This window comes from Rhodoferax sp. GW821-FHT02C08 (assembly GCF_059421805.1).
Window position 1 is genome coordinate 48473 of sequence record NZ_JBWKVR010000020.1, and the last position, 12564, is coordinate 61036.

11 protein-coding genes are annotated in these 12564 nt (G+C 60.9%); all 11 read left to right on the top strand.

Going from position 1 to position 12564, the window contains the following annotated elements; translation table 11 throughout:
• Positions 1-24 precede the first annotated feature (24 nt).
• The 11 genes from AC07VY_RS20570 (at position 25) to rplI (ending at position 12517) form a co-directional block, all read left to right on the top strand.
• Positions 25-918, top strand: a complete 894-nt coding sequence (locus AC07VY_RS20570) for a carbohydrate ABC transporter permease (protein ID WP_495099091.1) — start codon at positions 25-27, stop codon at positions 916-918.
• Entirely contained in the window at positions 915-1733 is an 819-nt protein-coding gene (locus AC07VY_RS20575; protein ID WP_495076353.1) for a carbohydrate ABC transporter permease, read from the top strand. The genes AC07VY_RS20570 and AC07VY_RS20575 overlap by 4 nt, the downstream gene beginning before the upstream one ends.
• A gap of 20 nt (positions 1734-1753) precedes the next feature.
• Positions 1754-3991, top strand: a complete 2238-nt coding sequence (locus AC07VY_RS20580) for a glycoside hydrolase family 2 protein (protein WP_495099092.1) — start codon at positions 1754-1756, stop codon at positions 3989-3991.
• A 41-nt stretch (positions 3992-4032) separates the two neighbouring features.
• On the top strand, positions 4033-5115 hold the full coding sequence (locus tag AC07VY_RS20585; RefSeq protein ID WP_495076355.1) for an ABC transporter ATP-binding protein: 1083 nt from the start codon (positions 4033-4035) through the stop codon (positions 5113-5115).
• A 76-nt stretch (positions 5116-5191) separates the two neighbouring features.
• Positions 5192-5887, top strand: coding sequence for a FadR/GntR family transcriptional regulator (locus tag AC07VY_RS20590; protein WP_495076356.1), 696 nt, complete (start codon positions 5192-5194; stop codon positions 5885-5887).
• Positions 5888-6199: 312 nt separating this feature from the next.
• Positions 6200-8593: a phosphoenolpyruvate synthase gene (ppsA, locus tag AC07VY_RS20595; protein WP_495099093.1), complete on the top strand. Its 2394-nt coding sequence runs from the start codon at positions 6200-6202 to the stop codon at positions 8591-8593.
• A gap of 100 nt (positions 8594-8693) precedes the next feature.
• Positions 8694-10997, top strand: coding sequence for a VC_2705 family sodium/solute symporter (locus AC07VY_RS20600; RefSeq protein ID WP_495099094.1), 2304 nt, complete (start codon positions 8694-8696; stop codon positions 10995-10997).
• 67 nt (positions 10998-11064) lie between these two features.
• On the top strand, positions 11065-11433 hold the full coding sequence (gene rpsF / locus AC07VY_RS20605; protein WP_092761765.1) for a 30S ribosomal protein S6: 369 nt from the start codon (positions 11065-11067) through the stop codon (positions 11431-11433).
• Between the two features lie 32 nt (positions 11434-11465).
• A complete protein-coding gene (gene priB, locus AC07VY_RS20610; RefSeq protein WP_495076359.1) occupies positions 11466-11753 on the top strand; it encodes a primosomal replication protein N in 288 nt (95 codons plus the stop codon).
• Positions 11754-11767: 14 nt separating this feature from the next.
• The gene (gene rpsR / locus AC07VY_RS20615) at positions 11768-12052 is read left to right on the top strand and encodes a 30S ribosomal protein S18 (protein WP_092761761.1); all 285 of its coding nucleotides are present in this window, start codon (positions 11768-11770) and stop codon (positions 12050-12052) included.
• A gap of 12 nt (positions 12053-12064) precedes the next feature.
• The gene (rplI, locus tag AC07VY_RS20620) at positions 12065-12517 is read left to right on the top strand and encodes a 50S ribosomal protein L9 (protein WP_495099095.1); all 453 of its coding nucleotides are present in this window, start codon (positions 12065-12067) and stop codon (positions 12515-12517) included.
• Positions 12518-12564: the final 47 nt, after the last annotated feature.

The window sequence follows — 12564 nt, forward strand, 5'->3', positions numbered from 1 at the left end:
TGTGTATTGTTCCCGGGAGCCTTTATGCGGCAAGCAAGCAAGCCGAGTTCCAGCCGCTTCTTTGATATCAACGGATGGGCCTTCGTCTCCGTGGCGATGGCCTTGATCTCTGTCTTCATGCTGTACCCCATAGGCAAATCGCTATGGATGTCGGTGCAGTCTGGGCAGGGCACCATGACCAGGTTTGTCGGCCTGGGCAATGTGCAGCGTCTGCTGGACGACCCCATGTTCCTGCGGGCCTTGACCAATACCTCCATCTTTCTGGTGGTGCAGGTGCCCATCATGATCGTGCTGGCCCTGGTGATGGCCTCGTGCCTGAATATTCCCAACCTCAAGGGCCGCGGCCTGCTGCGTACCGCCGTGTTTTTGCCCTGCGTGACTTCTCTGGTGGCGTATTCGGTGCTGTTCAAAAGCATGTTCTCTTATGACGGCGTGGTCAACAGCACGCTGATGGGGCTGGGCCTGGTTTCTGAGGCCGTGCCCTGGTTGACCGACCCGTTCTGGGCCCGCGTGGTGGTGATCGTCGCCATCACCTGGCGCTGGACCGGCTACAACATGATCTTCTATCTGGCGGCCATGCAGAACGTGGACAAGTCGATCTACGAGGCGGCACGCATCGACGGCATATCGGCCACACGGCGGTTCCTGTCGATCACCATTCCGGTGCTGAAGCCGGTGATTTTGTTCACCACGGTCACTTCCACCATCGGCACGCTGCAGATGTTCGACGAGGCCATGAACATCACCAACGGCGGGCCGGCGGACAGCACGCTGACGCTGTCGCTGTACATCTACAACCTGTCCTTTAAATACGTGCCTAACTTTGGCTACGCCGCCACGGTTTCCTATGTGATCGTGGTGCTGGTGGCGATTTTGGCCTTTATCCAGTTTTATGCAGCCCGGGAGCGCGAGCAATGAGCCAATGGAGCGGAAAGTTACGCACGGCCCTGGTGTATGGGTTCTTGTGGTTGATGGCGCTGCTGTCCATCTTCCCGTTTGTCTGGATGCTGATCAGCGCCACCAATGAAAGCCACGACATCACCAAAGGCAAGATGAGCTTTGGCAATGCGCTGGCCGAGAACTACCACAAGTTCGCCGAGCTGTTCGACGTGGGCCTGGTGTTCTGGAACTCCGGCAAGGTGGCGATTCTGGGCTCGTTCCTGACGCTGGCGGTATCGTCGTTGGCAGGCTATGGCTTCGAGATATTCCGTTCACCCGGCCGTGAGCGTGTCTACCAGGGCGTGCTGCTGTCGATGATGATTCCGTTCTCGGCGCTGATGATTCCGCTGTTCATCCTGCTGGCCTCGTTCGACATGCTGGACACGCACATGGCGGTGATCCTGCCGGGCATTGCGTCGGCGTACATGATTTTCTACTTTCGCCAGAACACCAAGTCCTTCCCGCTGGAGCTGCGCGATGCGGCGCGGGTGGATGGCTTGAAGGAATGGCAGATCTTTCTGTTCGTCTATCTGCCGGTGATGCGTTCCACCTACGCGGCGGCCTTCATCATCGTCTTCATGACCATCTGGAACAGTTTTCTGTGGCCGTTGATTGTGTTGCAGTCGGTTGAACTGAAGACCATCACCCTGGTGCTGTCGTCACTGGGCTCGTCGTATACGCCGGACTTCGGCGTGATCATGGTCGCCACCATCCTGGCCACCATTCCCACCCTGGTTGTTTTCTTTGCCATGCAGCGCCAGTTTGTTGAAGGCATGCTGGGCTCCGTTAAATAGGTTTTCCATATATGCGTACCGTGACTCCATTGACCGCCGGCTGGGTATTCCACGCCGATTTTTCCAGCGATCTGACCACCCAGCCCAAGGCGGGTGCCGCCGTTCGTCTGCCGCACAACGCGGTGGATCTGGACATGAACTACTTCGACGAGCGCAGCTTCCAGAAGGAATTCGGCTACCAGTACCAGCTGGCCTGGCAGCCCGGGTTTGCGGGCAAGGAGGTGACGCTGCAGTTCGACGGCGCCATGGCCAATACCGTGGTCTGGCTCAACGGCCACCAAGTGGCCAGCCACAAGGATGGTTACACCCCGTTCCAGGCACGCCTGACCGACTATCTGAAAGAGGGCGACAACCTGCTGACCGTGAAGGTCGATGGCAGCGAGAACCCGGAAATTCCCCCCTTCGGCGGCCAGATCGACTACCTGACCTATGCTGGCATCTACCGTGACGTATGGCTGCAGGTGACGGACCCGGTATCCATCGCCAACTTGAAGATTGAAACCAGCGGTGTGCTGAGCGACGCCAAGAGCGTGACTGTGGCCTGCAGTCTGGCCAACCCTCGGGGTTTGGACATCAGCGGCAGCCTGCGTGCAGAGCTATGCACGGCCGACGGAACGGTGCTGCAGCAGGCCTCAGCCTTGGTTAACAGCGACAAGGTCAGCTTGCGCTTCGACAACCTGGCCGGCCTGCAGCTATGGACGCTGGATAGCCCCACCTTGTACAGCGTGCGCCTGCACCTGGAGACAGCGCAGGGCAATGACAGCCTGGCGTCGCGCTTTGGCTTCCGTACCGCAGAGTTCGCGGTGGATGGCTTTCGCCTGAATGGCGAGCTGCTGAAGATACGCGGCCTGAACCGCCACCAGTCCTTTCCCTACGTGGGCTACGCCATGGGCCGCCGCGCGCAGCAGAAGGACGCAGACGTGCTGAAGGACGTGCTGAAGTGCAACCTGGTGCGCACCTCGCACTACCCGCAGTCCAGCTATTTCCTGGACCGCTGTGACGAGATCGGTCTGCTGGTGTTTGAAGAAATTCCGGGCTGGCAGCACATTGGCGGCGCGGCCTGGAAGGACGAGTCGGTAGAGAACGTGCGTCGCATGGTCGAGCGCGACTGGAACCACCCCTGCATCATCATGTGGGGCGTGCGCATCAATGAGTCGCAGGACGACCACGACTTCTACACCCGCACCAACGCCATGGCCCGTGCGCTGGACGGTACGCGCCAGACTGGCGGTGTGCGCTACATCGAGAACAGCGAGCTGCTGGAAGACGTCTACACCGTCAATGACTTCTGCCACGTGGCCACGCCCGAATGGATGCGCGGCCAGCCACCCGCGCCGCTGCGGCCACCGCGTTATGTCACCGGCCTGGACAAGGATGTGCCTTACCTGGTGACAGAGTTCAACGGCCATATGTTCCCCACCAAGCGCATCGACCCCGAGGTGCGCCAGGCCGAGCATGTGACCCGCTACCTGGATGTGCTGAACAAGGCCTACGGCAACCCGCAAATTGCCGGCTCCATCGGCTGGTGCATGTTCGACTACAACACGCACAAGGACTTTGGCGCGGGCGACCGTATCTGCCACCACGGCGTGATGGACATCTTCCGCGAGCCCAAGTTTGCTGCCTTCGCCTACGCCAGCCAGTGCGCTCCGCAAGAGCAGGCGGTGCTGGAGCCGGTGACCTACTGGGCGCGCGGCGAGAAAGACCGCTGCGAGGCCTTGCCCCTGATCGTGCTGACCAACTGCGACTATCTGGAATTCCAGTTCGGTAGCTTCCCGGCCATCCGTATCGAGCCCGACCGTGCGCAGTACCCGCATTTGCCGTATGCGCCGGTGGTGATTGATAGCCGCCACGTCGACCCGCAGGAGCTGGGCGCCTGGGGCATGCAGTGGATGGACGGCCGCTTGACCGGCTATGTGGGCGGCAAGCCCGTCAAACAGGTGCTGCTCAGTGGCAACCCTCTGCCGACCACGTTGGAGGTGCAGGCCGACAGCAGCGAGCTGATCGCCGGCGAGAAGGATGCCGTGCGCTTCATCGTGCGTGCGCTGGACCAGCATGGCCGCGTGCTGCCGTTCCTGGATGATGTGGTGTCACTGCAGGTATCAGGTGGCGCCAGATTGCTAGGCCCTGCGGCCCTGGCATTCAAGGGCGGAGTGGCCGGTTTCTGGGTGGAGAGCACGGGCGAGCGCCGCGACAGCGTGGTGACCGTGTCCACGCAGCGCCTGGGCCTGCACACCACGACGCTCACCACATGCTGATGCAACTGGATTAAGAGGCAAAGCGCCTGCGGGAAATAAAAATGGCAGATGTCAAATTAAGCAACGTTAAAAAATCATTTGGCGGCACGCATGTGATCCGTGGTGTGGACCTGGAGATCAACAAGGGCGAGTTCGTCGTCTTCGTCGGGCCTTCCGGCTGTGGCAAGTCCACGCTGCTGCGCATGATCTCCGGCTTGGAGGACATTACCGACGGCGTGATGGAGATTGGCGGCCAGCGCGTGAACGAGGTGGACCCATCCAAGCGCGGCATTGCCATGGTGTTCCAGTCGTATGCGTTGTACCCGCACATGACGGTGCGCGAGAACATGGGCTTTGCGCTCAAGTTCGCCGGTGTGCCCAAGGCCGAGGTAGCCAGCAAGGTGGACGCCGCCGCCAAAATCCTGGGCCTGGGCCCGCTGATGGACCGCAAGCCCAAGGCTTTGTCCGGTGGCCAGCGCCAGCGCGTGGCCATAGGCCGTGCCATCGTGCGCGATCCCAAGGTGTTTTTGTTCGATGAGCCCTTGTCCAACCTGGACGCCGAGCTGCGCGTGCACATGCGCATCGAGATCGCGCGCCTGCACCGCGAGCTGGGCTCCACCATCGTGTACGTGACGCATGACCAGGTCGAGGCCATGACCCTGGCCAACAAGATCGTGGTGCTGCGTGCCGGCCTGATCGAGCAGGTAGGGGCGCCGCTGGAGGTATACGACAACCCGGCAAATACTTTTGTGGCCGGTTTCATCGGTTCGCCGAAGATGAATTTCTTTGACGGGCGGGTGCTGGGCAGCGATGGGCCGCTATGCCATGTGGCCCTGACCGGTTTTGGCGAGCTTGTGGTGTCCGTGCCCCTGAAGGGCACGGTGCCTGCGGTGGGCACCGAGGTGCAACTGGGCGTGCGCCCCGAGCATTTCCGCGAGGATGGCGATGGCCGCCTGCCACTGACCATCGACATGCTGGAACACCTGGGCGGCGAAACCTTTGCCTATGCACGTTCCGCCGCGGGCGGCACCATCGTCATCAAGACCGAGCATGGCCGGGCACTGAAGACCGGCCAGGCTTATGAGGCCTGCTTCCAGACGCGCCTATCATTGCTCTTTGACAAGCCCGGTAATCGCATTTATTAGGTATTTATTAGGCATTTACGAGGCGCCATGAGGCGCGGCACCCTGCATGCATCCTGTACTTCCCCATTCTGCTTCGATGTATACCGGCCGTAACCTGCACGGCCAAGTGGTGAGTGAGTTGGGTAAGCGTATCGTCGGCGGCATCTATCCCGCCGAGGCGCTATTACCTAATGAAGAGCAGCTGTGCCAGGAGCTGCAGGTCAGTCGCACGGCGCTGCGCGAGGCCGTCAAGGTATTGGCGGCCAAGGGATTGCTGGAGTCGCGCCCGCGCATCGGTACCCGTGTACGTAACCGCGAGTTGTGGAACCTGCTGGACCCGGACATTTTGGCCTGGCGCTGTGCGATCGGGGCCGATGCCGAGTTTTTGCGCCACCTGACCGAGTTGCGTGAAATCATCGAACCGGCGGCCGCCTCGCTGGCGGCTGCCAGCCGCAGCCCGGAACAGCTGGTGGTGATACGCGCGGCCTTGAAGTCCATGGAGGCTTGCACCTCCATCGGCGAATGGGTGGAGGCTGACCTGGCTTTTCACACCGCCATCCTGAAAGCCACCAACAACCCCTTGCTGATGCCGCTGGCCGCCATCATCGGCAGTGCGTTGGAGTCCTTGTTGGATATTACGGCGCGCAATGCCGGCGATTTCAAGAATGCCCTGCCCGAGCACCAGAAGGTGTTTGCCGCCATCGAGGAGGGCGATTCGCAGGACGCCCTGCATCGCATGGCCGGCATGCTGTCGGACACGCGGGCGCTGATGAAGCGCTCGGTCTTGTTCTAAGGCGCGGCCGCGTCGACGCTGATGGTTTTACTATTTAGCTATTAAAAATATAGCTGCCAGCGCAGATTTTTATTGCGCTAGGGCGCGATTTCATTGTTTTTTCTAAATTTCGTAACGCGGCGGTAACTTGCATGTGACGGAGCGCCGAGTTCTCTACAATCGCGCCATTCGAAATTATTTCGACACCCCACACACCATGCCCCGTTGCTACCCAGACCAACAACAACACCGTCGCGCGGCAGGCATGTGCAGCGACGTCCAAGGCCAGGCCCTTGGACGCGCAGACCCGGTTTTAACCTTCGGAGTCTTCCCATGTCTGCACTATTCAGCCCGACCGCCCTGGTCGTACCCTTTGAACAACTGAGAATGGACGACGTCGAGTCGGTGGGTGGCAAGAACGCCAGCCTCGGCGAGATGATTTCCCAGCTGCCCACGGGCGTGCGGGTACCTACCGGATTTGCCACCACGGCGCATGCCTTCCGGGCCTTTCTGGCGCATGACGGCTTGGCCGACAAGATCAGTGCCCGCCTGGCGCGCCTAGATATTGAAGATGTGCGCGCCCTGGCCGTGGCCGGTGCAGAAATCCGTGCCATGGTGGAAGCCCAGCCTTTCCCGGCCGATCTGCAAGCGGCCATTACCGAGGCTTTTGCCAAGCTGAGCGCGGGCAACCCCGAGGCTTCGTTTGCCGTGCGTTCCTCGGCCACGGCCGAAGACTTGCCGGACGCCTCGTTCGCGGGCCAGCAGGAAACCTTCCTGAACGTGGTCGGCATCGACGACGTGCTGCACAAGATGAAAGAGGTGTTTGCCTCTTTGTACAACGACCGCGCCATCAGCTATCGCGTGCACAAGGGCTTTGCCCACGACATCGTGGCCCTGAGTGCCGGCGTGCAGCGCATGGTGCGCTCCGACCTGGGCGCTGCCGGGGTCATGTTCACCATCGACACCGAATCCGGCTTCGACCAGGTGGTGTTCATCACCAGCAGCTACGGCCTGGGCGAAACGGTGGTGCAGGGCGCCGTGAACCCGGACGAGTTCTATGTGCACAAGCCCATGCTGCAGGCTGGCAAGCGCGCGTTGATCCGCCGCAACCTGGGCTCCAAGATGGTCCAGATGGAATTCACCACCGCAGCCGAAAAGGCCGCCACCGGCAAGCTGGTGAAGACCACTGACGTACCTACCGAGCAGCGCAACCGCTATTCGCTGACCGACACCGAAGTCGAACAATTGGCCCATTACGCCCTGGTGATTGAGCAGCATTACGGCCGCCCGATGGACATCGAATGGGGCAAGGACGGCACCGACGGCCTGCTCTACATCCTGCAGGCGCGCCCTGAAACCGTCAAGAGCCAGCAGAAAGACAAGGCCGAGCTGCGCTACAAACTCAAAGGCAAAAGCGCCATCCTGGCCGAAGGCCGCGCGATTGGCCAGAAGATCGGTACCGGCCCGGTGCGCCTGGTGCACAGCATCAGCCAAATGGACGAAGTCCAGCCCGGCGATGTACTGGTGACCGACATGACCGACCCGAACTGGGAGCCGGTGATGAAGCGCGCCAGTGCCATCGTCACCAACCGTGGTGGCCGTACCTGCCATGCCGCCATCATTGCGCGTGAACTGGGCATTCCAGCGGTGGTAGGTTGCGGCGACGCGACCGAAAAGCTCAAGACCGGCACCCTGGTGACCGTGAGCTGCGCAGAGGGTGATACCGGCCTGATCTACGACGGCCTGCTGGAAACCGAGGTGACCGAAGTCGAGCGCGGCGCCATGCCCGAGATCAAGACCAAGATCATGATGAATGTGGGCAATCCCCAGCTGGCCTTCGACTTCTGCCAGTTGCCCAACCAGGGCGTGGGCCTGGCCCGGCTGGAGTTCATCATCAATAACAACATCGGCGTGCACCCCAAGGCCATCCTGGATTACCCGAACATCGATAGCGACTTGAAGAAAGCCGTCGAGTCTGTGGCCCGCGGCCACGCCTCGCCACGCGCCTTCTATGTGGACAAGGTAGCCGAGGGCGTGGCAACGATTGCCGCCGCCTTCTGGCCCAAGCCGGTGATCGTGCGCCTGTCGGACTTCAAGTCCAACGAATACCGCAAGCTGATTGGCGGCAGCCGCTACGAGCCGGAAGAAGAAAACCCCATGCTGGGCTTCCGCGGCGCGGCGCGTTACATCAGTGCCGATTTCGGCGAAGCCTTCGCCATGGAGTGTGCCGCGCTGAAGCGTGTGCGCCAGGACATGGGCTTGAGCAATGTGCAGGTGATGGTGCCCTTTGTGCGCACCCTGGGCCAGGCCGAGAAGGTCACCAAGTTGCTGGCCCAGCACGGCCTGCAGCGTGGTCAGGATGGCTTGAAGGTCATCATGATGTGCGAGGTGCCCAGCAATGCGATCCTGGCGGACGAGTTCCTGCAGTACTTCGATGGCTTCTCGATCGGCTCCAACGACCTGACCCAGCTGACCCTGGGTCTGGACCGGGATTCTGGTTTGGAATTGCTGGCCGCCGACTTCGACGAACGTGATCCGGCCGTCAAAGCCATGCTGAGCCGTGCCATCACCGCCTGCAAGGCGCAGGGCAAGTACGTTGGCATTTGCGGCCAAGGCCCTAGCGACCACCCCGACTTCGCCCAGTGGCTGGCCGACCAGGGTATCGAATCGATCTCGCTGAACCCCGACAGCGTGGTGGCGACCTGGAAGCAACTCGCAGGCTCCTAGGGCTGTTGCGGATAGGCCCGGGCCTGCGCCTGGGCTAGGATGAAGGACCCACCAAGGTCGCAATGTCTGCGGCTTTGCGGTGGGTCTTTTTCTATCTGCTGTGCACGTATCTCCACTGGCCACACTTCCCCGCTTTGACCGTTTGCGCACTGGCTTGCTGGTGCTGTGGACGTTGCTGTCGTTTGGCGTGGTGTTCTTCGCACGCGACCTGAGCTGGGTGGTGGCGGGTTGGCCATTCAATTATTGGTTTAGTGCCCAAGGCGTGGTGCTGTGCTATTTGCTCATCGTCGGCCTCTATGCCTGGCGCAGGCGCGGTGTGGGGGCCGACCAGGAGGTGGCGGCGTCCGTCCAGGCAAGCTATCGCCGGGGACTACACCGCAATTTCTCGCTGTATGTGGCGTGTGTGCTGTGTTTTCTGGCGCTCATGGCCTGGGCGGAGCACCAAGGTTTGTCGCGCTACTGGATAGGCGGCATTTTCCTGTTCGCCACGTTGGCGCTGTATGCGAGCATCGGCATCTACTGCCGTACCTCGGACCCTTCGGAATACTTTGTGGCAGGGCGGCGCATTCCGGCTGTCTACAACGGCATGGCAACTGCTGCCGACTGGATGAGTGCCGCATCCTTTATTGGCTTGGCAGGCGGCTTGTACCTGAATGGTTTTTCGGGGCCGGACGGGCAACCGGGGGGGTTGGCATACATGATGGGCTGGACGGGCGGCTTTTGCCTGGTGGCCTTGCTGATCGCACCGCGCTTGCGTCGCCTGCAGCTCTATACCGTGCCCGACTTTTTTGGTCAGCGCTATGGAGGGCATTGGCCGCGCTGGATTGCCGCCGGAGCGGCCGTAGTGTGCTCGTTCACCTATGTGGTGGCTCAGATTTACGCCGTGGGTTTGATCACCTCTCGTTTGACCGGGGTGCAGTTCGAGATCGGCATTTTGCTGGGTCTGGGAGGTGTGCTGGTGTGCTCGTTCCTGGGAGGTATGCGTGCGGTGACCTGGACCCAGGTGGCGCAGTATGTGATCTTGATCCTGGCGTTTTTGATCCCCGTGTCCTGGCTGGCCTATAAGCAGCTGGGTAATCCTTTGGCGACCTTGGTCTATGGTCAGCAACTGCCCAAGATTGCCGCCTTGGAAAAGCAACTTACCGAGTCTCCTGCGGAGACGGCCGTGCTTGCCGAATACAGCCGCAGGGCGGCGCGGTATGAGCAAATGTTGCTCGATGTGCCTAAGACCTTGGAGCAGGAGCGTCTGGCTGCGCAGGCGCATCTGCGGCAGTTGAAGGCCGACCGCGCGGATACGGCGCTGGTGCGCAAGGCCGCGCGTGAACTGGCCATACTGCCGTCCGACGTAGTTTCTGCGCGTGAGCAGTGGAGCAGGGCCCGGCAAGATAACCTGGACCGAGCCCGGCCGCTGGCTGGCATGTCCCCGCATGCCCAGGTGTTTGCCGGCAACCCGGACGGAGCTCCTGCCGAGGCGGCCTTGTTCAACACCAGTCGTTTGAACTTCCTGGCGCTGGTGTTTTGCCTGATGACCGGCACCGCGGGTCTGCCGCATTTGTTGACGCGCTTCTACACCACCCCTTCGGTGGCCGAGGCCCGTAGCTCGGTGGCGTGGTCGCTGCTGTTCATTGCCTTGTTGTATCTGGCGGCGCCGGCTCTGGCGGTGCTGGTCAAATTCGAGGTGATGAGCCATCTGGTGGGCCAAAGCTTTGAAAGCCTGCCGACCTGGATAGCCCAGTGGGCTCAGGTGGATCCAGGCTTGCTGGCGGTGAACGATGTCAACGGTGACCATGTGCTGCAATTCGCTGAACTGAAGCTCGGGGCGGACCTGGTGATGCTCGCAACCCCCGAGCTGGGCGGTTTGCCCTATGTCGTATCTGGCTTGGTGGCTGCGGGGGGCTTGGCGGCAGCCCTTTCCACGGCCGATGGCCTGTTGCTGACCATGGGCAATGCCCTGGCCCATGATTTGTATCTGGAGGGAAAGGGGGGGCGGTCCGATCCCATGGTGCGGGTGCTGTTGTCCAAGTTCGCCTTGTTGCTGCTGGCCCTGGTGGCGGCCTACGTGGCCGCGCAAAAGCCTGCAAACATCCTGGTTCTGGTTTCGGCCTCGTTTTCTCTGGCGGCTGCAGCCTTCTTTCCGGCCATGGTGGCGGGTATCTTCTGGCAGGGCGCGACCCGTGCCGGTGCGGTAGCCGGCATGCTGGTGGGCTTGGCGGTGACCACGGGGTATATGGCCTTGAATGCATCCGTAGTTCGGGCATTCCTCGGCCTGCATGAGAGCGGACTGTGGTGGGGTATTCAGCCGGTTTCTGCGGGGGTGTTTGGGCTGCCAGCCGGCGCGCTGACGGTCTGGCTGGTCAGCCTCTTGTCGAGGCGCCAAGCTGTGGGCGAAAAAGCCGCGCTATAATACTTGGCTTTGCCCTTGCTACACCACTACAGACGCAGTGGGTGGCTTTACATCCCTAAGGAGAAATATGCGTCATTACGAAATCATTTTGATGATCCACCCGGATCAAAGCGAACAGGTTCCAGCCATGCTGGAGCGCTACAAGGGCATGATCACTGCCGGCGGCGGCAAGATCCACCGCGTGGAAGACTGGGGCCGCCGTCAACTGGTGTACCTGATCAACAAGCTGGCCAAGGCCCACTACCTGTGCGTCAACATCGAAGCCGACCAAGCCATCATGGCTGAACTGGAACACGCGTTCAAGTTCAACGACGCCGTGCTGCGCCACCTGACCGTGGTGATGAAGAAGGCCGAAACCGGCCCATCTTCGATGATGAAGACCGTTGAGCGTGAAGAAGCCCGCAAGACGCAACAGGCGGAGTACGCAGCCCACTAAGGTGGTGTGCTTACGCGGAGTCACCGAACGGAGTGAACCACGTTGTTTTGACGGCCTGTATTGCAGAGCTTAAAAATCTGCGCTACACGCCCGCCGGGCTGCCGGCCCTGGATATGGTGCTCGAACACGAGTCCAGTCTGGAGCAAGCAGGCCACACACGGCAAATCAAACTCGTGGTCAAGGCAATTGCCTTTGGCGCGATAGCCGAGCGAATCCAGCAGCAGCCTCTGGGCAGCCGTTGGCAATTCACCGGTTTTCTAGCCAGTCCCCGATTGGGTAAAAACCCCGCGCTCCATATTCAAGAATTTCAACCAGATTAATTCAGGAGTCCATCATGGCCGGACCAAAACGTTTCAATAACAAAGACAAGCGCCCGAAGCGCAACACCCAGTCCCTGCTGTTCAAGCGCAAGCGCTTCTGCCGCTTCACCGTGACCGGTGTGGAACAGATCGACTACAAGGACATCGACACGCTGCGCGATTTCATTGCTGAAAACGGCAAGATCATCCCCGCACGCCTGACCGGCACCCGCGCGATTTTCCAGCGCCAGCTCAACACCGCTATCAAGCGTGCGCGTTTCCTCGCCATGCTGCCGTACAGCGACCAGCACCGCATCTAAGGAAGTACGAACATGCAAATCATTCTGCTCGACAAGGTTGTGAACCTTGGAAACCTCGGCGACATCGTTAAGGTCAAAGACGGCTACGCCCGTAACTTCCTGATCCCTTCTGGCCGCGCACGTCGCGCTACCACCTTGGCCAAGGCCGAGTTCGAAGCCAAGCGCGCCGAACTGGAAAAGGCTGCTGCTGCCAAGCTGGCTGAGTCGCAAGCTCTGGGCGAAAAGCTCGGCGGCACGACCATCAAGCTGACGCAAAAGGCTGGCGTGGATGGCCGTCTGTTCGGCTCCGTGACCAATGCGGACATCGCCGAAGAGCTGAACAAGCAAGGCTACAAGGTTGCCAAGGCCCAGGTTCGCCTGCCCAACGGCATGATCAAGACCATCGGCGACAACACCGTGAACGTGGCTTTGCACACCGACGTGGTTGTGGAAATCACCGTTTCGGTCTACGGCGAAACCGCTTAATCAGCGTTTCTCTGTAAGAGGCCGCCAGGGCGTAAGCTCTGGCGGCC

Excerpts from the sequence above, each read along its gene's own strand:
- AC07VY_RS20590 (WP_495076356.1), top strand. The coding sequence starts at position 5,192 with ATGTATACCGGCCGTAACCTGCACGGCCAAGTGGTGAGTGAGTTGGGT.
- AC07VY_RS20570 (WP_495099091.1), top strand. The coding sequence starts at position 25 with ATGCGGCAAGCAAGCAAGCCGAGTTCCAGCCGCTTCTTTGATATCAAC.
- AC07VY_RS20575 (WP_495076353.1), top strand. The coding sequence starts at position 915 with ATGAGCCAATGGAGCGGAAAGTTACGCACGGCCCTGGTGTATGGGTTC.
- rplI (WP_495099095.1), top strand. The coding sequence starts at position 12,065 with ATGCAAATCATTCTGCTCGACAAGGTTGTGAACCTTGGAAACCTCGGC.
- ppsA (WP_495099093.1), top strand. The coding sequence starts at position 6,200 with ATGTCTGCACTATTCAGCCCGACCGCCCTGGTCGTACCCTTTGAACAA.
- rpsF (WP_092761765.1), top strand. The coding sequence starts at position 11,065 with ATGCGTCATTACGAAATCATTTTGATGATCCACCCGGATCAAAGCGAA.
- AC07VY_RS20585 (WP_495076355.1), top strand. The coding sequence starts at position 4,033 with ATGGCAGATGTCAAATTAAGCAACGTTAAAAAATCATTTGGCGGCACG.
- rpsR (WP_092761761.1), top strand. The coding sequence starts at position 11,768 with ATGGCCGGACCAAAACGTTTCAATAACAAAGACAAGCGCCCGAAGCGC.